The organism is Nostoc sp. CENA543, from assembly GCF_002896875.1.
Lineage (GTDB): Bacteria > Cyanobacteriota > Cyanobacteriia > Cyanobacteriales > Nostocaceae > Trichormus.
Map to the genome: position 1 here is coordinate 4,706,922 of NZ_CP023278.1, position 21,026 is coordinate 4,727,947.

Below are 21,026 nucleotides of genomic sequence, written 5' to 3' on the forward strand. Positions count from 1 at the left end.
CACAGTTCACGCCAGCGATTATACAAGTTTATCATCTGGCGCAGCAATCTATCTCAATTACCTGAGTAAAGCCCAGGGAGTAGAGATTGGGGACTGAGTTTTGGGATGAGGTAGACAAGGTAGATTTGATCCCAATCCCCAGCCCCCAATCCCTAATTCTTCAACCCAGCCATACTGCGGATATGCCCATTACTAGCAAATTTCTCTTGCAAAATTTGCCGATAAACTTCTTCATAGCCATCAGTCATTGCTTGCAAACTAAAACGGTTGTGAACATATTCCCGACAGTAAAAACGATCTAAATCTGCAACTTTGTCAATTGCGTGGATACACTCTTCAACATTACTGCACAGAAAACCGGTTTTACCGTGGTCAATGACTTCTGTGGTAGAACCCAGTTTCATAGCAATAACTGGTGTCCCTGAAGCCATTGATTCCACCATTACTAAACCAAAAGGTTCTCGCCAAGTTATCGGGAATAATGTCGCAACTGCACCACCCATGAGAGCATTTTTTTGTATATGGTTAGCTTCTCCTAAATACTCTATCTGCTGGCCATCAATGAGAGGTTTAATTTCTTTCTCAAAATATTCGACATCCACAACATCTACCTTACCAGCCATTTTTAATCGCCAACCAGCTTTTTTGGCAATTTCAATGGCTAAATGAGGGCCTTTTTCTGGAGAAATCCGACCTAAAAATGCTAAATATGGCGGTTCATCTGGTTGGGGATAAAAATTATAACTATTAACATCAATGCCGTTGTAAACTGTTGCCACATAATTCAGTCCTAATGAGAGTTCTCTTTGAGAATCAGAAATACTTACAAAAGGCTGATTTTTGGCATATTGAAACATTTTTTGATTATCAGAAGTGAAAATGCCATGCAGTGTATGAACTGTGGGAGTTTTGACTAGTTTGGCATAAGGTAATGACGCACAACCCATATGTGAGTGAATCAGATCAAACTCATCTGCACGTTCATACACTGAACCTAGTTGTAGCATTTCATAAATGCTATATTCCTTGACTTTAGAATCAAGTCTTAGCGCACAGGGATGAACTGATACTAGCTTTGCTAAACTGATAGAATCTCCCGATGCAAACAGTGTGACCTCATGTCCACGCCGGACTAATTCATCGGTTAATAAACCCACTACTAGCTCAATACCTCCATAAGCTGGCGGCGGTACTCTCTCCCATAATGGGGCTACTTGAGCAATTCGCATCACAAACCTCCTAAAAACTGAGATTGGAATTAGGTGTGTTTGTTGGTTGTTTCAAGAGTGTTTTTCATTGATATATCTACTCTAGAAACTATTTTTTAACACCAATTTTATAATTAAGCACTCATAGATTCTAGGCGTTTTCTTCTTGATTACTTGTCTATCTTTGTAGGGAAATTTCCCTATTCCTCAAACATGATTTTAACTTATAATTGATAGTCTAATGAGTGCATATTAAGCTTTAATGGATTTAATAACCACAGTATTTATTGCCAAAATTCCCAAAAATTTTGGCATAACTTATATTTTTCCTAGAGACTCGACTTCTGCAATCAAATGGGTATTTAATTTCCCATTACCCATTTAGGCTACTCTATATAAAAGTTGCATGGGAAAATATCAACTAATTCAGTGGCGTGACTATTGACTATCACAGATATAATCCAGTCAAATTAGTCTGTTGACGTTTGCTATGGCGTAGAATATATTTTATACTCGTACTCCTATAAATAAAATAATAAAAACGTGAATATCTCTCAATCTCACAAAAAACCGCTTGTCTCATGGCAAGCGGTTTTCTCCATACTCATGTATGTGTTTATGTACCTGCCGATTATGGTACTAGGGTTTTATAGTTTCAACCAGTCGCCCTATAGTGCTAATTGGCAAGGATTCACCATTAAATGGTATATTAAACTACTCAGTGACGATCGCATCCTCTCTGCGTTAAAGAACAGTTTAATCGTTGCCTTATGTGCAGTCAGTATATCTGCGGTGTTAGGAACATTAATGGCGGTAGGGTTGGCACGTTATCAGTTCTTTGGGAAGAAGTTATATCAGGGTATTTCGTACCTACCGTTAATTATTCCTGATATTGCGATCGCAGTTGCCACTCTAGTCTTTCTAGCAGCCTTTGCTATACCTTTGAGCTTATGGACAATTGTGGCGGCTCATGTAGTATTTTGTCTAGCCTATGTTGGTTTGGTGGTTTCTTCCCGACTCACCAATTTAGATCCCCACCTAGAAGAAGCCGCATTAGATTTAGGCGCGACACCTGTACAAGCTTTTATTAGAGTCTTACTACCCCAATTAATGCCAGGAATTGTTGCAGGTTGCTTACTAGCATTTGTCTTAAGTTTAGATGATTTTCTCATCTCTAGTTTTACTGCTGGTAGTGGTTACAATACCCTACCAATGGAAATTTTTAGCCGGATTAAAAGGGGGGTTGAACCTGATATTAATGCTTTGAGTATGTTATTGATTGTAGCTTCTGCGATCGTGGCTTTAATCGCCGAATCAATTCGTGCCTTGGGAGATAAGAATTGATGATTAAATCAGATACCCGATTCTTCAATCAATCGGGTATCTAATGAATCAATTCATACAAACCTCACAAGCTGCCAGCAAATATAAGATGTTTCTAGCGTCATACCCTTGTTCTTCCAAAAGGGATTCGATATTTCTGAGTTGAGTTTCCAGATGCTGCTGACTTTTAAAATTATGCAATAATATCTGTTGAATACGTTGCACAATTCTTCGCATTTGTTCTCGATGCAATTCTTCGTCTATGGGATGTTCTGTAATGAATTGGTGGGTAATAAACAATTCATTGCCAGAAATTACACCCTTATTCATCACTTCGATAATCTGTTGATATACCTGCTCAACAAATCTCTCGGTGGTATACTTCAAAATCACTGGCTCTAGTGCATAAATTAATGGCTCTTCCTCTGTATTTTTATATAGTAAAGAATGCTGGCTAATTAAACTATTAACATACTCAATTAGTTGGTGCTGTCGCAGAAATGCTTTACTGTCTTGTACTAGTTGATTCCACGAAACGGTATTGCGTCTGATAGCCACACAATACATCAGATTTACTTCCATTTGTGAAAGTTTTTGAAATTGCTGATTTAAAAAATCAGTAGTCGCTTCATCCATAAAAGTTGTAGATTCACCATTATTCATAAATGGTGATATTTCCCCATTAAAGACAGTTTGAATTATTTGGATGATTCTCTTGAGTATCCAAGAATTGTTATAGAGTCTGCTAAATCTTTGTATTTCTTCCACTGAACCAAACAAACCCTCTGCTTTGATGAATTCTCTAATTTCATCATCCCTTAGTGACTGTAATCTTCTAGATTCAACGAATTTACCCTCTAGTTCAACATTTTGAGGTTTTCTTCTACTGATTACCACAACACAACTTTGATGCTGTGTTTTATGAATTTTCTCCAGGAATTGATAATATTGTGTGCAATCTTCACGACTATTATCAATAATTTCATCCCAGTAATCTATCACCATCAGGCATTTTTGACGTTGCAATTCCTGAATAACGTCACTCAAGTTACCAGTTTCTCTTTCACCTTTAGAAAAGAATTGTACAAGCTGACTTATAGTTTCTGGAAATGGAGGAGATGATTGTAGAGACAACCAAATTAAACGATGATATTGTTTAGTAACTCTATCTACTAACTGACGAACTAAAGCACTTTTTCCCACACCCCCCATGCCATAGAGTAAAACTAATCGACAGCGTTTTACTAATTGCTGAAGTTCGTTTAATTCTTGTTTACGTCCATAAAATTTAGTCAGTGCTGGTGCTTCACTCAAATCTGTATTGGCATCCATTTCACTTTCTGCGATTTCTTCCCAATTTAATTCTAAAACCTGACAAAACTTCTTAAAAAAATCTGCATCAATCCGCGTTTTTGCTTGTCGAAAACGCGTCCAAGTCGGTAAACTAACAGCGTATTTATCTTCGGAATTTCCCCATTCTTTATCGGGTTCTAATATTTTACTTGCTTCTCTTAAAAATATTTCATCCATATCAATATTTCCTTCTTTTTCTCTGAATTCGGCAATTTTTTTAATTCGCGCTTCTTTGATACGTTGCTTGCCAAACATAGATGCTTTAAGAGTTAGACGAGGCATAGGTTATAATTATGGATTATTTCGTTGTGGTTTTTCGAGTAAATCAAAGTTATATTCGTCACTTGTGGTATTATTTCTATTAACTTTTACTAAAACACCAACCCCTGTAATTTTTTCGCGATCGCCATTAATATCAAATGTGACATTTGTGTTTGCACCTTTCACTGAAAATTTGTTTTGGCGATCGGTTAATATTTTATATATGTTTTCACCATCTTGATCCAAGCCTTTTAGATTTGATGTTTCCACCGCTTTAGAAAATACTTTTGCTGCATCATAAGAAGTCATGGTTCTCCAACTAACATAACGTGTTCTCCAAAAATTGCTAGCTTTATTTTGGAAATCTGCATTAGCCAGGCTTGCATGAGAACAGACGGCAATTACCATACCTTCAGCCGAAGATTGTAGAAGATTTAATGTTTCTTTGTCATATACAACATCTCCTCCTATCAGTTGAATTTCTGGGTTATTAGTTTTCACTCTTCTAGCGATTCCTGCGGCGGATCTGAGATAATTTGATGACGGAAATAAAACCAGTACACCTATGTCCTCTTTAGTGACTCTTTCAATACAATTATTTTCCTCCCTTGATGTTGCAGTTTGAGTATTACCATTAGGAGTTAAGTTACACAACTTAGGGCGAGGATTAGTACCTAATTGACGTACTAATTCTCCCTGAAGTGAATCACTGTATTCATCATTACTGTTATAAACAATTAATGTTTTCTTTGCTGCATGATCTTTTTTGATGTAATTAGCTAAATCTTCAGAAGCAATAGAATCATTAGAAGCTGTACGGAAGACATATTTATTTAATTGTTGATTTTGCCTATCCCAATACTCTCTAAATGCTGTACTCGTAGATGCAATTAGAACGATTTTATTACCACCATAAATATCTCCTACTTCCTTAATGTATTTGCTTGTATATCCACCAATGACACCTAATATTTTACTTTGATTGAAATAATTTCCTGGTTCTGGAATTGTTTGATTAGCAATGTCTCTAGCTATTGCATTTGAATTTTCTACTGTATAATTGGCTAGCAAAATTTGAAACAAGGGATTATTTTTATCTAATTCATCCAAGGCTTGGGCTACACCGCGCAATATTTCTAGTCCAATAATAGACTTGTTTTTGTTGTATTCTGCATTATTAAATGCTATTCTTTCTACATCATTCGCAACGACAATTGTAGGAAGTCTTCCTTGACGAGCTAAATTAGTTTGAGCGACTATAGCATTGTATTCTTGAATTCTTGCCTCAGGATCAGGGATACAATTCTGATTAGCCAGAGATTTTTGAATAGATTCTGTGAATTTCTGTCTGGCTTTTTCAAATGTTGCTTGATCACCAGTTTCACTCGCTTCTTTAAAAGCTGCCATTCCATCCTGTTTCGCTTGATATACATCTTGACAAGCAGCGTTATGATTAAGTTCAGGAATTAAAGATTCTTCTCCCCTACTAAAATATTTAGCATTTTCATTTTGCTGTGAAACCATTAACTCTATAAATGATTCTGCATTTATGGGTTTTGGTTCTAATATTTTTACTATAGGGGGATATGCGGAAACTACTATCACAAAACTTAACAAAGCCAAAGTTGCCCACTTAATTGGCACTCGACGTTTAATAAAATTAGTAATATCACTAATATAATTTTTTAAATGATTAAAAAAATTCACAACCTGAGATTGTTTTCTACCATCCAGAATATCTATAACTTCTTGAGCAGATTGAGGACGGTCTTTTACTTTATGTTTGAGCATTAATTCTAAAGCTGTAGCAAAATGCTGATTACGCACTTGTTGCACTTTCAAAATATCTGTTATGTCTGATTCTTTAAGTAATTGATTAGGATTTCTATTCCCTGTTAACAAACACAGACAGGTTGCAGCCAAAGCATATAAATCTGATGCGTAAAATAATTGATCGCCATAAAATTGTTCAGGTGGGGCAAAATTTCTATCTAAGACTATGGATGTGGTTTCTACAGGAAGTCCTTGTGCTATCTGTTTTACCGCACCAAAATCTATGAGATATAGCTTTTGATTCTGACTATAACGCATGATATTGGCAGGTTTAATATCTCTATGTATAGCTCCTTGAGGACGGTCATAGTTATGAATGTATTTTAGTATGTTTAAAATTTCCCTGAGAATATCTATAACCTCATCTTCAGAAAAGCATTTTTTCTGTTCAAGTTCTTGATCTAAATTTTGACCTTCAATATATCCTTGTACTAAATAATAATATCTCTCCACAAGACCTGTTTTTGACTCAACTTCTGTGGTAAAAGAAGCGAAGTATCGGGGAATCCTTTCATGTATTAATTGATTCAAAATTTTTGCTTCATTCTGAAACATGATGCGGATGCGATTCTGTGTTGCTTGAGGTTGTGCATGGGGAAGTTTTAGCAGTTTAATTACTCTTGTATTATCTGCAAATTCCTCATATATATCTTTTCCTCGAAAAGTCCAACCAAATCCACCTTCACCTAATAATTCTATGGCGACAAAATGTCCCTGTAAAATTAATGGCATTCCACAGTGAGTGCAGTTAGCAGCACCAGCGTTTATCTGTTCAGGGGAAATAGTATTTTTAGGTTTTTCACAACCTGGACGAGTACAATAAACGTTGATTGATTGACTTTCAAAATTGCTGGAGTTAAACACTGCATTCTCCTGAATAATAAAAAATATTAAATTTAGCAGTTTAGATAGGTTTAGATCCCCGCCTTCTTTGAAAAGTCAGGGATCTATTTGATGATTTTTATGGTAGTGGGAATACTAGTAGCAAAATTATGTACATGGAAGTTTTGCTGTAGGCTATTAAGAATTACAACGACTGCTCCACCCACTTTTTAAGAAAAATTACTTAAGTAATAATTCTAGTACAGTTCACGATTTTGTAACATAGTATTGATCATGTTTTTTGCAAATGGTAATAAACTCTAAGTAAATAAAAATTGATAATTTTGTCACCTGACTGCTTGCATACAGTCAGGTGGCTTGCACAATCAAGCTCAGATCCTAAAAGTTGTCCGAATCACTCCTAGAAAAATGTCACCGTTTTGTTCGTTGTGATTTGGTGCTGTCAACCAAATTACACCAGGAGTAATACTGATTCTGTCATTGATTTGATACCGATAAAACGCTTCAATGTGAAATCCTGTATCGGGATCATGACGGGGTAAGCCTGATAATTGTGCAGAAGAACCAGTCAATTTAGGCTGCATCCCTACGATGATCCCGCCTAAATTTCCTTGTTTACCCAAATCAGGAAAGGCTAGAGTTACAGCCCAATTCCAAATATCAGCATCGCCTTTGACATCTCCAGTTAAAGCCCGTGCGTTGATGTAACCCACCCATCCACCAAGTTGAAAACCGTCACGGATTTTGAAATTCGCTTCAATACCATAGGAATTGGAGGAAACTTTCCTATCGTTCAGGTTAGAGGCTAAACTGCCAGTGTTATGTCCTAGACCATTTTCGCTGTAGGCATTGACGTAGGTAAAGGCTATTTTGGTGGCTTTGTCTTCTGAGTTGGGATACCATATGAGTTGACCCAAAGCACCGTATTTACTGTCAAATAAGCCCCTGCTGGGGTTGTTGGCATTACCAGCTAGATAGAAAAATTGGGCTGTGAAATTCTTATTGGGCGTAAAAGTTACACCTACACCAGTGTCTCCACCCAAGCGGTAAAGTGTACTATATCGGCCGAAACGTGACACAGTACCATAGGCATCGCTTTGCAAAGGATTAATTACATCTGCATCATCAAAGTAAGTATTAAAACCAGTACCGACGAAAACTTGGATTTTCTCACCTACGAGAAAACGATATTCCAGCTTACTGATTAAGACATTATTATTGGTATCACTACCAGATTGAAAACTTAAACGTGCCTCATTCCCAGATGCAATGGGGTTAACTACATTACTGGCTTGCATTCGTAAAAGCAACCTATCTTTTCCAGTAAAACTGGTAATAAAGTTAATGCGCGCTCGACTAGAAAATGTCAGATTACTGTCATCGCCATTGCCACTACGGCTAGCGTCGCCAAAAGCATCTGCGGCTGCAACTATGATTTGTCCCTCAAGTTTTGTGGTTGTAGAAAACTGTTGTTGTTCTAGCTTTTGGGTAACTATTTCTACAGCGTCCACTCTACCGCGTACAGTTGCAAGTTCTGTGGCGAATTGCTCCTGTAGCCTCTGCACCCTCATCAAATCTTCTTGAGTAGCTGCATTTGCTGTCTCAGCATTCAGACTTTGATTAATTTTGTCTAAACAAGCGTTGAATGCGGCTGCAAACTCAAAGCGAGTCATGGCTCGATTTCCTTGAAAAGTGCCATTGGGATATCCCGCAAGACAACCGTAACGTTCAACTAGAGACTGCAAAGCCTGGAAAGCCCAATCAGTTGGTTGTACATCAGAAAGTTCATTAACTGGAGTGATTGGTGTAGCATCTAGTTGAGTATACTGATCAACTTCTGGAAGGAGATTTTGAGATGATTCTACGGCGTTGACTTTTGTCAATGGAATTAACAGCAAAATCAATCCAGTGGCCATGAAGGTCAGAGGAGCTATAAGATAATTCAACATTTCTTGAGTCTAGTAGTAGTTTTCTTTAATAAAAACTCCCAATTCATTGGGGATGAATTATGGGACATCAGGCTTTACCGCTAACAGAAATTTCAACTCATAAATCATGAACGGTAATGTGCTTAACTGTATTTTTTATTCAAAAATAACAGATTTTAAATCCTTTGTGTAGGTAGATACTAGTTTTTTATTTTATTTTTAATAATTGAAATTCAAGATATTCAACTTGAATTTCAGTTTATTCAATAGTTCATTTTTGAGAAGAATTTAAGTTAAGCTCACTACAAGTAATTATTGATGTTAGACATATGAATGAGGAACAGATATTGGCTCTGATAGAAGTGGCAAATAATTTAGTTTTATCTCACACTGACGAACCTTTAAATGATGTGCAGAGGTCTATCTTAGAACAGGTTTTGCAGGGCAAGCGGCTCAGGGAGATTCAGTACACTGGATATACTGAAGGCACTGTACAGCGCATATTTTGCCCGAAATTATGGAACTTGTTATCAGCAGCTACAGGGCAGAGAATTCGCATTAATACAGTAACTGCGACATTACAAAGATGCTTAAATGAGCCTCTAGATATCGTTAATTCATCATATGAACCACCTACTGCTCAGAAAAAAGTACGTCAAAACTTACCAGCTCGAAGTTGCTCTACATTTGTAGGCAGAGAGGAAGAAATTACTCGCCTTTTGGAATTACTTTCATATGAGCATCCGGCGCATTTGATTAGTGTGGATGGTATTGGTGGTGTAGGGAAAACAACTCTAGTTTTAGAAGCGGCTTATCGCTGTTTACAAGCTAGTGAAAGGCAAGAATCTTTTTTAGGGATGCCTACCTTTGATACTATTATTTTTACGTCTGCTAAAGAATATTATCTGATTCATTCAGGTTTATTGCAAAGTTTAGCTCCTAAGAGGACTTTGCAAGATATTTTTCGGCAGATTGCGCGCCAAGTAGATGAGTTAGATATTACAGGGGTGAGTTTTGAAGAGCAATTAGATTTAATTAAAGAGGCGTTATCTCATCAGCGTACATTGCTCATTGTGGATAATTTAGAAACGGTGGAAAATCAACAGGATGTATTAGCATTTTTGCATGAATTACCACCAACAGTGAAAGCGGTGATTACTACCCGTGAACAAATTGTATTTGTACCTGTGCGCTTAACATCAATGCCAGAATCAGATGCACTGCGTTTAATTCAGTATGAGGCGCAAGAAAAGGGTGTTTCTTTGAGTGAAAAAGACAGTCAAACTCTATGTAAATCTACTGGAGGAATTCCAGTAGCAATTAATTATTCTATTGGTCAATTAGCTAATGGCTATCCTATTCAAGAAGTGTTAGGAAAAATATCGGATTTGAGAGGAGATGTTGCGCGTTTTTGTTTTGAAAATTCCGTCAAACCACTGACCGGAAAAGCATCCCATAAGTTACTGATGGCACTGGCACTATTTCCTATGCCAGCTTTGCAAGATGCCTTGGTGCAAGTTGCAGTTCCAGATGTAAATCTCTGTGCAATCAATGCAGACTTAGCGCGATTAAGAAGTTTGTCCTTAGTCAGACAGGAGAATAATCGTTATAGTATGCTACCACTGACCCGTGAGTATGCTTTAGCTGAACTCCAGGCATATCCTGATTTTGAGTGGGAGGTAAGGGAGAGGTCGATTCATTGGTATTTAAATTTTTCAGCAATTTACGCTGGACAGGATGCTCAAAGTTGGCAAGGAAAGTTTGATGGTTTAGAAGAGGAGTGGCAAAATTTACAAGTTGTGATTGAGTGGTGTATGGTTCAGGGTCGATATGCTCAAATGTGGCAGTTTTGGCAAAATCTGGAAGCTTACACCCATGCGATGGGTAGAAAAGAAAGCCGCTTGCGATATTGGGGCGATCGCCTGATGTGGACAGCCTGGTTAATTCCCGCCTCAGAACAACGGGGAGACTGGCCGGTAACAGCTAAAGTGATGAGCGATCGCGCCGTTACTCTTACATCTTTGGGCAGGCTGGAACATTTAGCAGAAGCCGATGAGTTATATAGCAAGGCGTGGGAATTACGTCACCATCAAACCCCTGTGTTTAGGCTATGCTTGGCGAGAAATATCGCTGTGTTGCGAATTCAACAGCAAAATTTTGAAGCAGCGCAGACATGGCTTAATCAAACCAGGGAATTATTAGAACAGACAGAGTTAGGGGAAAAAGAGCGATCGCGCCAATTAGTCCAACTTCAGTATTATCAAGGGGAAATTCTCTTTAAAAGTAGACAATACGAACAAGCTAAAATCACTTTTCACCAAACTCTAGAACTAGCGCAACAAATTCAATGGGTACGTGCCATTTTTTGTACTCAAAATTGGTTAGCGGAAATTGCCATCAGACAAGAGAAATTAGATGAAGCTGAACGGTTACTTAAAGAAGGACTGCGCGTAGCTGAAGCCAATCAAGATAAAATTCGCACAGCATTTTGTCAACGTTCATTATCTTCTTTGTCCATCGCTAAAGGTCAGTTGTTAGAGGCTAAGGAATGGTCAAATAAGGCTATAGAAAATTTTGAAAAATTGGGAATGTCTAAGGAAATTGATGAGACACAAAATTGGCTGCGAACATTAGATGCAGATACATAGGGGGCTTACGACTTAAAAATATACTATCACTGTGTAGGCAGGGAGGCAGGGGGCAGGGAGCAGGGGGAAAAATAACAATATCTTCTCTCGTAAATTGGATAGTTGATTTTCTGGAAGTTACTAAATTTTATGGTTATCGAGAATAACTACCGAATCTTTAAAAGTTCGGTGGTTTTTATTATTAAAGTTAACAAGATGTACTTTCACGTTATTGGAAAAAGTTCATGCAAAACCTAACCCCCTAACCCCCTTCTCTAGTAGGTAAGGGGGAAATTTAAAGCCATAGAATTATGAATTTTCGCAAGAGGCATAATAACAGAAGCAAGACTATACCAGTGGGTGAATCAGAATTTCACAGCAGGCTGGAGGAGAATCACCCATAGAGCCTTTGCCAAATGTTTGCTCGAATAGTGCTTTCGTTTGGGCGAAAATTAATTGCCATTCTAAATATTCTTCTGCTCCTCCCATACCAAATTCTGGAATGTGCTTTATGAGAGTGTTGAATAGTGTTTTACTATTTGTATTAGTCATGTTTGTGTGTAGAACAGCATCAATTTCTTGAGTAGGTACTAATCTCATACCTGGATATTTTTGACCTAATAATAAGAATTGTTTGTACCTTAATTGCTGCTGTATATTGTCGGAAGATGCAGTGGGTATAGAATGCACTTTGATATTCATAAACTTAATTCACTGTGGCTACTAGGTTTGAGAGATATCGCATAACAACATCTCTACAAAGGCTATTAATAGGGGTGTGATGTATATACGGTTCAATTTGGTTAAACCGTATATTTAAATAAGCATTGACAAAGCCAACTGAAACCTTGATTATCTAGAAATAACAAGAGTTTTAGCCGCAGAGATGACTGACTATTGAATACTATTCGCGAGTTATTTCTTAACAATCACTGGAATTAATGAATCTCAGATGAGGAACGGATGATGTCAGGATAAATGCGGAAGGATGCAAAAAAATCGCTGGACTCTTGGGTAAATTGATTTGTAGTGACAGCACCCAAGAAGAAAACTCTTTGATTAACTACAAAGGCGCGATACTGTCCCCTGGTTCCGTCGCCGTGCCTCATCAAAATTTCTAAACCAGGGTGTCCGTCAATTTCATAGTCGGTGCTTCTGACTATGACACCGCTAAGTCCTAAACCCTCTTTGAGTGCGATCGCTAGCATTTGTCTCTTTTCCACAAGGTTTAATTGACCTGCGATGGGAAAATCTTTGAAGGTCACTAAGTAGGAAGTGCGGGTAGTCGAGCTGTAAGCTAATAGTTTGTCAACTTCATTGGTTGTTACTTCCTTCGGTATAATCACGCTGCAACCTCCAACTGAATTCACTAGTCTTTGTTGAGCTATGAAATTAGACTGTTGCAATATCGGTTGATTTACCGTCTCGTTTGCGGAAGTGGGTGGTTTAACTGATGCTGTCGCTGCGTTCTGTATTCCAATGTTCAGTAACGCTGCTACTATTATGGCGGTGTTCTTGGAAGTGTTGCCTTTGGGAAGGTTTGGGGTAGGTGACATAACCTAGATCCTCTTGTCTGGGTTAACTCTATATCTTGCTGTGCAACTCCTTTTTATGCGTACATGACTCATTGAGTATTGGTGAATTGCACCTGCACAAGATTTAGCCTATAGAAGAATTACTGACTGCGCTAGGCTCACAATCAACTGATCATTTACTGATCAGTTCATCAGATATAGCCTTTCTTACCCTAGTGAAGTACACGCGACAATAGTTAAACGCAGATTAACACAGATATATCTTGCTTTCCGCAGGATACGTGGATAATTTCCTACCTCAGCCGACTAGAGAACACCAAAAAATAAATTATCCCAAATAAACCAATACGGTTCAGCTTAGTAGGGTGCGTCAGTATGAATAACCTCTTGGTATAGTTAGGTTTTCTCGCACTGACGCACCCTACAGTTTGGATATTTTTTTATCTGGAATTCCCCTAGGAAACGCTATAGGAATCGTATTTGATTTATGAGGAGCTAGGTACACTCTTATTTCCTTTTCCCTGTTCCCTACCTATGTAAGTAATTTCAATAATCAAGTCGGATTCATATGTATTTAATTTGTATCATAATTATCAATTTATTAAACATTAAGCAAAAAATTAAAATAATCCTAAATTTTATTTTTTGTCCTGAAAACTCAACCATATATATTGAGTAAAACTTGATTAATTCTCACTACTAAAAAATACTGTTGACAAGTTAAATAGCTGAATTATATTATTAATTTATTCGTGAGAATATGATTGCTAATCTCAATAGTAGTCAGTTAAAAGTAACAAATAAATCTACTTGGTATGTATCTTTTACTTACAGTATAGATATCAAGTGCCTGAAGAATCTTATTTGTTTCAATATCAGTTTCCAATTTCATAATATTGGGGCTAACTTTGGACAAGATGCTACCCTCTCCTCATTATGCAAATTTGCCAAAATCCCAATTGCTCAAATCCATTCAACCCTGATGGCAATAAATTTTGCATGACTTGCGGGCAAAGCAGTTTTGGCCAATTGCTGAGAAACCGTTATCGTGTGTTGCGGCTATTAGGTGAAGGTGGATTTAGTAAAACTTACGCGGCTGAAGATGTAGACAGGCTGAACGCGCCTTGTGTGATTAAGCAATTCTTCCCCCAAATTCGCGGAACGGGACAACGAACTAAAGCCGCCGAATTCTTTAAGGATGAGGCTTTTAGATTATATGAACTAGGGGAAAATCATAACCAAATTCCTAGATTATTGGCTTACTTTGAACAAGGTTCAAGCTTATATTTAGTGCAGGAATTTATTCCTGGGTTAACTTTGTTACAGGAATTGTTCAAAAATCCTTTTAACGAGGCACAAATTCGTCAGGTTTTATTTGATTTATTGCCTGTTTTAGATTTTATTCATTCTTGTAATGTTATACACCGCGATATTAAGCCGGAAAATATTATTCGTCGTGATGGTGATGGCAAATTAGTATTAATAGATTTTGGTGGTGCTAAACAAGTTACACAAACTAGTGTGGCTCGACAAGCAACTGTAATTTATACCCTTGGTTATGCTCCGACAGAACAGATGGCAGGGTTTGCTTGTCCTGGTAGTGATTTATATGCTTTGGGTGTGACTTGTGTGCGGCTATTAACGCAATGTTTGCCGATACAGAATCTTTATGGCAATATCGATGATGGTCTTTATGACCCAATGAATGCTAAATGGCTATGGCGAGATTATTTAGAAAAGAAAGGTATTTTCGTTAGTGATAATTTAAGCAAAGTTTTAGATAAATTAATTCAACATTTACCTAGTGAAAGATATCAATCAGCCAGGGAAGCGTTAGAGGATTTAAAAAATACCACTATCCCTGATGTGGAAACACAAATATTATTAGTCAACCAACCGACACTAGTACCATTACAGCCAAGTTTACAAAAAACTAAGCTGCCACTACCATCCTTACAAAGTTGTGAATTTGAGGTAGTGACGGTAGATACTGGGGGACGTGTAGTGAATCGCGATCGCCATACTACCCAATTTTTTGTCGAAGAAATCAGCAAAGATATCACCCTAGAAATGGTAGAAATTCCTGGGGGTGAATTTAGGATGGGTTCGCCTAACTTTGAAGGCGACGCTGACGAACGCCCACAACATCAAGTTGCGATCGCACCTTTTTTCATGGGTAAGTATCCCATCACCCAAGCCCAATGGCGGGCTGTTGCTGCTTTACCCAAAATCAACCAACCCCTCAACCCCTATCCCTCTAAATTTAGGGGTTATCATCGACCAGTAGAAAACGTCTCTTGGCATGAAGCGGTAGAATTTTGTGCCAGATTATCCCAAAAAACTGGACGAGAATACCGTTTACCCAGTGAAGCGGAATGGGAATACGCCTGTCGCGCCGGGACTACCACATCCTTCCACTTTGGCGAAACTATTACCCCTGACTTAGTTAACTACAGCAGTAGCGACAACACCGACAAAGAAGCCAAAAACCGCCCCCGCAAAGAAACAACAGATGTCGGTAGTTTTCGGGTAGCCAACGCCTTTGGATTGTACGATATGCACGGGCTAGTGTGGGAATGGTGCGCTGATCCTTGGCACAACAATTATCAAGGCGCACCCACAGATGGGAGTGTGTGGGAAGAAGGCGGGGATATCTATCGGCGAGTTTTGCGCGGTGGTTCGTGGAATTTTGGTGCAGAACTATGTCGCAGTGCTAGCCGCAGTTGGAATGAGTCAGACGGGGGATTAAGGATTTGTGGGTTTAGAGTTGTTGTTGGTTAATTAGGCATTGGGCATTGAGGTAAAATCTACCTTGTCTACCTTGTCGCCCAGTCCCCAATCCCTAGTCCCTAGTCCCCAATCCCCAATCCCTGAATCGCCTCTACCAATATTTGATTCTGCTCATCAGTACCAACGGTTATGCGTAATTTATCATCTAAGCCTGGTTGTTTGAAATAGCGAATTAGAATGTTTTGCGCTTTGAGTTGTTGATAGATGTATTCGGCGTTGTTTTGGGGAGGTTGGACTAGTAAAAAGTTGGTTTGAGAATCCCAGACGCGAAAACCTAATTGCTTTAAGTCGTTGGCTAACTTGTGGCGTGAGGCTGTGATTTTGACAATACACTCGTTTTTATAGGCTTGGTCAATTATGGCTGCTGTTCCAACTGTACAGGCGATCGCATCAATGTTATAGCTATCTTTGACCTTAAATAATCCTGCTAATAATTGGGGGTTAGCTATCCCAAAACCTAAGCGTAACCCTGCTAAAGAATAACCTTTCGATAGGGTTCTAATTACCATCACGTTGTCAAATTCTTGCACCACATCTAAAGCATTCTCATCAGCAAAGTCTGCGTAGGCTTCATCAATGACTAACACTCCAGACAAATTACTCGCTAGTTTTCGCAAGTCTGCTTTCGGTACAACGTGACCAGAGGGACTGTTGGGTGATGCAATAAATGTTACAACCCCATCTGCGGCGATTAAGTCAGCAATGGGTAAAGTGTAGTCTTCTGCATAGGGAATCTCTAGAATATCCGCCGCTTGCATCTCAGTTAAGGTGCGATATAACACATAGGTCGGCATAGGATAAACCACTTTGCGTCCAGGTTCAGCACAGGCGCGAATCACTATACTTAAAACTTCATCGCTACCATTACCCACAATTACCCAATCACCGGGAACGCCTAAAACCTGGCTAACGGCTTGGCGAAATTGTCCGCCAAAGGGTTCTGGATAACGCCGCAACCATTCCCCATCAATATTTTTCAGTGCTTCTAATGCTTGCGGTGAGGGGGGATAGGGGTTTTCGTTACTGTTGAGTTTAATAACTTGTGTACCCCGTGGCGGCTGTTCACCAGGCACATAGCTAGCCATCGCCTCAACATTGGCGCGAAAGTAGTTAGACATAAACGGTTTTAATAAAAATGAGTATGGGGCATTGGGTAATAATACGTCAGTCTTACCCTGTAGCCCTACACGTCTTATTAAAACATGGGCGATCGCTAGTTGTTGTTGTCCACCACCTACGTTATTCAGCACTCACAACTCGTAAGATACCTAATCTTCTTCTAAATCATCGACTTCTTCCGCCTCAAAGTCAAAGCTATCTACAAGTTCTTCCACGTAATCTTCTTCATCTCCTTCCTCTTGGTAAGAATAATCAATAGTTGAGGAAGAAATTAATCGACCACTATTTTGCAACCAATCAATTAAAGATTCCTCCTGTTTCAGAGGAATTATTGGTGCTGGTTGATAACGTGGTTCTTCGTGAATAGCTGGGTTAGATTGTTTTACCATTTTTCTGTACTCCCAAAGCATCTTTGCTTTCTCTAAAAACTTAGACAAAACAATTGTTCTTTCTTACTAGTGTGATTCTGGGAGTAGCTAAGACTTCCCTCTGATGAGTGATATTTGTCTTATCGCCCTCTTAAACAAAAGCTACTCAATCCGTATAAGGGCATAGGGCATTGGGCAAGCAGGAAGTGTGGGAGGATAGGGAAGAAATCTTTCCCCTCTCTCCCCACACTCCCCACACTTCCCCATCTTCCCAGTCCCCAGTCCCCAATTAAGGCAATTTAGCTCCACATCTTTTACAAAAATCTGCATCTTTATCGTGAAATGCTAAACCACAACCCAAACAACTTGTTTGCACTTGATTAGCAGTTTTTACCAAACCTTTAATTAAATCTCCCACTTGCCAAGGAATTAGAGTAACTCCTGTCAAAATCATCAAAACTGTCAATAATCTTCCTAGTTCCGAAATTGGCGTAACATCACCAAATCCGACAGTAGTCATAGTGACGACGGAGAAGTAAAAAGCATCTAAAAAAGTTCCGTAAACTTGGGGGTTGACGGGATGCTCTACCTGATAAATTAAGCCGGAATAGACAAAAATAATCGCAAATAATGTAAATAATATGCGAATGGAAATTATGCTGTCTGCTGTGCTGAGATTGCTAAATAAAAATTTTTTATCTATAAATCTAATTAAGCGCAAAATTCTAAACCAGCGCAATAAGCGAATAAAACTAATATCTACTAAACCAATAAAGAACGGTAAAATCGCCAACAAATCAATAATTGCGTAGAAACTAAAAATGTAATTAATTTTATTTTCTGCACTCCACAAACGCAGAATATACTCTACAGCAAAAATTATCAAGATAATCTTATCTACAACATCTAACTGTAAGCGGATATCTCCAGGTAGATTATATGTCTGAGCAACAAAAATTCCTGATGAGATTAAAACTAAAGCCGCGATCGCTAAATTAACGGCTTTACCAATAGGCGTTTCTAAGTCTGTTAAGTAAAATTCTGTTTGTTTTCTAGTCAGTAACATATTTCATTACCAGTCTGGGAATATGGTATTTTTACTGATTATTTGCCTGAATCACCAAGCTAAGATGAACCAAGAATATTTTATGAGTGTAGCAATTGCAGAAGCCAAAAAGGGGGATGCACCTTATGGCGCGGTGATGGTTAAAGATAATCAAGTGGTAGCACTAGCACACAATACTGTTGCTAGAGATTGCGATCCTTCTGCTCATGCAGAAATTAATGTGATTCGCCGTTTAGCGAATCAAATCAATAACTTTTCCTTAGAAGGTTATAGCATATACACCACTGGTGAACCCTGTCCTATGTGTGCAGCAGCCTGTGTATGGAGTGGAGTATCAGAAATTATCTATGGTGTTTCAATTGCAGATTTAATTGCTATTAATCAGTCACAAATTAATATTTCTTGTGAAGAGGTAATTGCTAAGTCATTTAGTAATATCAGAGTGACTAAAGGCGTATTACGCCAGGAATGTTTGAAATTATTCACTTAAATTTATGGGGGATGAATGTCTAAAATTATCGGCATAGATAATATGACAGTAGAAGAATTAAATCAAGAATTAGCGAATGGTGCTAAATTTGTTGTGTTCCTCTATTGTATTTCTATAGTCATATTAACATTTAAACGTAGTTCGGAAATCTATTTAGTGAAATCAGGCGAAAACACTTTTATGAAAGGTCTGAAGTTTAACCTGATTTCATTCTTTTTAGGTTGGTGGGGTATACCTTGGGGGATAATTTACACGATTCAATGTTTGTTTACTAACCTCAGTGGTGGTAGAGATATTACACCACAAGTTATGGCGGCATTAAGACAAGAATAATTTTATTAGTGCCAGTTTAAATGGAATTGTTGAGATAAGATAAATAGGTATTGGCAATAATAGCGGCTTGAGTGCGATCGCGCAAGTGCAAGCGATTTAAAATATTAGTTACATGATTTTTGACTGTGCCTTCAGAAATATAAAGCTGTTGAGCTATTTCTCGATTATTTGCACCTGTGGCAATTAATAATAAAACTTCCTTTTCTCTGGGTGTGAGTTCTGCTAAACTGGGCGGAATATTTGGTGTTTGATTGGGTGCAGGCGGTTGAAATTCTGTTAACAGTTTTTTGATAATTCCTGGGCCTAATTGTGTATATCCCCTCTGCACTGCACGCACAGCCACGGCTAATTCTTCTGAAGGTGTATCTTTGAGTAAATAACCCATTGCCCCATATTGTAAGGCGGCTTTGACATACTCCTCATCATCAAAAGTTGTCAGCACTAAAACTTTCACTCCCTGAAAACGCTTTTGAATTTCTTTAGTAGCTGCAACTCCATCCATAATGGGCATTCTCATGTCCATTAATACCACATCAGGTTCTAATTGAGCAATGAGATTCAAGGCTATTTCGCCATTTTCTGCTTCTCCGACAATTTCTAAATCAGGTTCTAGTTCTAATAAAACTCTTAAGCCTTGACGAATTAAACTCTGGTCATCAACTAATAATACTTTAATCATTTAATTAACCTAGTTAACGGAATCTCAACAGTGATTTGACAACCACAACCAAAGGCACTGTTAATAGTAAATTGACCACCTAAAGATAAAGCGCGATCGCGCATACTTTGTAAGCCAAATCCTGTAGTGTTTTGTTCTAAATCAAACCCCCTACCATTATCTTGAATCGTAATATATAAACTACCCCTATGGATAGCAGCATTGATATTGACTTCTGTGGCGTTAGCGTGTTTAGAAATATTCGTTAATGATTCTTGAATAATCCGGTAAATCGCAGTATTAAATTCACTAGCAAAAGCATATTCAATATCAATTTGACAATTGAGAATAATATTATTTGTCTTTTGAAAATCTTCAGCTAAATTATTAATTGCCTCTGCTAAAGTTTTATCTTGTAATGGCTGCGAACGCATCGTGGAAACCGACTGTCGCACATCCTGTAAAGCTTTAGAACCCAACTCTTTCGCCTTGGATAAAAAACTATAGGCTTTATCTGGATTAGCTTGATAAAGTTTTAAAGCCGTCTCTAATTGTAGATTTAAAGCTGTCAAAGAATGACCCAATGAATCATGAATTTCCCGTGCGATGCGATTGCGTTCTTCTAAGGTAGCTTGATTTTCAATTCGGAGGGCATATTGCCTGAGTTTTTCATTAGCGATCGCTAAATCTTCTCGACTTTGGCGTTCTGATAATACTGTATTCATTAACATTAAGACAAACACTAAACTTAAGCCAGACAATAAAGCCAAACTCAACGTAAAAAATATTACCCTTTCCGGTGCTGCTGGTGGTATAAAAGGATTACGTCGAGAAGCATGGGGTATGCGATATATTAAAGTAATTAAAAATAAAGAAAATGAGACAAATGTAACTGATAATCTTCCAGGTAATTGGAACATTAAACAGCTACGAATTACTAAAATCATATAGAGAAACGGAAATGGGCGATCAGGTCTACCGCCGAATAAACTAGTGATAAAAATTAAACTTAATCCACAGGCTGTATAAATAATTTTAACGACATTATTACTAGTAGGTAATCTCAGACCCATCAAACCGAAAATAATCAGATTCAAAACGGCTAACTCAGGGAATCTACTAGCAGCTCGTGGTGAGGAATAGGGCAAAACTAGTATAAGAACGGAAAGTGCTAGTAATATCCATTCCAAATACAGTAAAAAGCGAAAAGGATGATTATTAATTTGAATAGGACGGCTCATAATCAAAATAAAAAATTAATAGCCTGCTCTCCCCACATATACCCGATTTA

Annotated in this window: 16 protein-coding genes and 1 pseudogene; 5 read left to right on the plus strand and 12 right to left on the minus strand. The window is 38.1% G+C overall.

Going from position 1 to position 21,026, the window contains the following annotated elements; translation table 11 throughout:
• Positions 1-152: 152 nt before the first annotated feature.
• The gene (locus CLI64_RS19580; protein WP_103138772.1) at positions 153-1,229 is read right to left on the minus strand and encodes a glycosyltransferase family 4 protein; all 1,077 of its coding nucleotides are present in this window, start codon (positions 1,227-1,229) and stop codon (positions 153-155) included.
• Between the two features lie 522 nt (positions 1,230-1,751).
• On the opposite strand from CLI64_RS19580, the gene CLI64_RS19585 reads away from it, so the two are divergent.
• Entirely contained in the window at positions 1,752-2,552 is an 801-nt protein-coding gene (locus CLI64_RS19585) for an ABC transporter permease (protein WP_192881564.1), read from the plus strand.
• Between the two features lie 48 nt (positions 2,553-2,600).
• On the opposite strand, the gene CLI64_RS19590 is transcribed toward CLI64_RS19585, so the two are convergent.
• From CLI64_RS19590 to CLI64_RS19600, 4 genes and pseudogenes are all read right to left on the minus strand, one after another.
• Positions 2,601-4,166 (minus strand): AAA family ATPase, encoded by a 1,566-nt coding sequence (locus tag CLI64_RS19590; protein ID WP_103138774.1) that lies wholly within the window; start codon positions 4,164-4,166, stop codon positions 2,601-2,603.
• A gap of 9 nt (positions 4,167-4,175) precedes the next feature.
• On the minus strand, positions 4,176-6,710 hold the full coding sequence (locus CLI64_RS19595; RefSeq protein ID WP_157943299.1) for a bifunctional serine/threonine-protein kinase/ABC transporter substrate-binding protein: 2,535 nt from the start codon (positions 6,708-6,710) through the stop codon (positions 4,176-4,178).
• 27 nt (positions 6,711-6,737) lie between these two features.
• Positions 6,738-6,842: pseudogene (locus tag CLI64_RS32205) on the minus strand (hypothetical protein); the annotation flags it as partial.
• A 350-nt stretch (positions 6,843-7,192) separates the two neighbouring features.
• The gene (locus CLI64_RS19600; RefSeq protein ID WP_103138776.1) at positions 7,193-8,770 is read right to left on the minus strand and encodes an iron uptake porin; all 1,578 of its coding nucleotides are present in this window, start codon (positions 8,768-8,770) and stop codon (positions 7,193-7,195) included.
• Positions 8,771-9,078: 308 nt separating this feature from the next.
• Between CLI64_RS19600 and CLI64_RS19605 the strand changes: the two genes are divergently transcribed.
• Complete coding sequence (locus tag CLI64_RS19605; protein WP_103138777.1) at positions 9,079-11,397, plus strand: tetratricopeptide repeat protein; 2,319 nt, start codon at positions 9,079-9,081, stop codon at positions 11,395-11,397.
• A 327-nt stretch (positions 11,398-11,724) separates the two neighbouring features.
• On the opposite strand, the gene CLI64_RS19610 is transcribed toward CLI64_RS19605, so the two are convergent.
• Positions 11,725-12,078, minus strand: coding sequence for a hypothetical protein (locus CLI64_RS19610; protein ID WP_103138778.1), 354 nt, complete (start codon positions 12,076-12,078; stop codon positions 11,725-11,727).
• A gap of 236 nt (positions 12,079-12,314) precedes the next feature.
• Positions 12,315-12,932 (minus strand): hypothetical protein, encoded by a 618-nt coding sequence (locus CLI64_RS19615; RefSeq protein ID WP_103138779.1) that lies wholly within the window; start codon positions 12,930-12,932, stop codon positions 12,315-12,317.
• Positions 12,933-13,847: 915 nt separating this feature from the next.
• On the opposite strand from CLI64_RS19615, the gene CLI64_RS19620 reads away from it, so the two are divergent.
• Entirely contained in the window at positions 13,848-15,692 is a 1,845-nt protein-coding gene (locus tag CLI64_RS19620; RefSeq protein WP_103138780.1) for a bifunctional serine/threonine-protein kinase/formylglycine-generating enzyme family protein, read from the plus strand.
• 68 nt (positions 15,693-15,760) lie between these two features.
• On the opposite strand, the gene hisC is transcribed toward CLI64_RS19620, so the two are convergent.
• The 3 genes from hisC to CLI64_RS19635 all read right to left on the minus strand — a co-directional run bounded on the left by hisC (position 15,761) and on the right by CLI64_RS19635 (position 18,254).
• Positions 15,761-16,819: a histidinol-phosphate transaminase gene (hisC, locus tag CLI64_RS19625; protein ID WP_103140799.1), complete on the minus strand. Its 1,059-nt coding sequence runs from the start codon at positions 16,817-16,819 to the stop codon at positions 15,761-15,763.
• A 150-nt stretch (positions 16,820-16,969) separates the two neighbouring features.
• Positions 16,970-17,209, minus strand: coding sequence for a DUF3134 domain-containing protein (locus CLI64_RS19630; protein WP_103138781.1), 240 nt, complete (start codon positions 17,207-17,209; stop codon positions 16,970-16,972).
• Positions 17,210-17,477: 268 nt separating this feature from the next.
• On the minus strand, positions 17,478-18,254 hold the full coding sequence (locus CLI64_RS19635) for an ion transporter (protein ID WP_103138782.1): 777 nt from the start codon (positions 18,252-18,254) through the stop codon (positions 17,478-17,480).
• Between the two features lie 64 nt (positions 18,255-18,318).
• Between CLI64_RS19635 and CLI64_RS19640 the strand changes: the two genes are divergently transcribed.
• Both CLI64_RS19640 and CLI64_RS19645 read left to right on the plus strand, forming a co-directional pair.
• A complete protein-coding gene (locus CLI64_RS19640; RefSeq protein ID WP_103140800.1) occupies positions 18,319-18,744 on the plus strand; it encodes a nucleoside deaminase in 426 nt (141 codons plus the stop codon).
• 15 nt (positions 18,745-18,759) lie between these two features.
• Positions 18,760-19,077: a hypothetical protein gene (locus CLI64_RS19645; RefSeq protein ID WP_103138783.1), complete on the plus strand. Its 318-nt coding sequence runs from the start codon at positions 18,760-18,762 to the stop codon at positions 19,075-19,077.
• 16 nt (positions 19,078-19,093) lie between these two features.
• Here CLI64_RS19645 and CLI64_RS19650 read toward each other — a convergent pair whose 3' ends face one another.
• Both CLI64_RS19650 and CLI64_RS19655 read right to left on the minus strand, forming a co-directional pair.
• A complete protein-coding gene (locus CLI64_RS19650; protein ID WP_103138784.1) occupies positions 19,094-19,756 on the minus strand; it encodes a response regulator transcription factor in 663 nt (220 codons plus the stop codon).
• Positions 19,753-20,976, minus strand: coding sequence for a sensor histidine kinase (locus tag CLI64_RS19655; protein ID WP_103138785.1), 1,224 nt, complete (start codon positions 20,974-20,976; stop codon positions 19,753-19,755). Before CLI64_RS19655 ends, CLI64_RS19650 begins: the two co-directional genes overlap by 4 nt.
• Positions 20,977-21,026 lie beyond the last annotated feature (50 nt).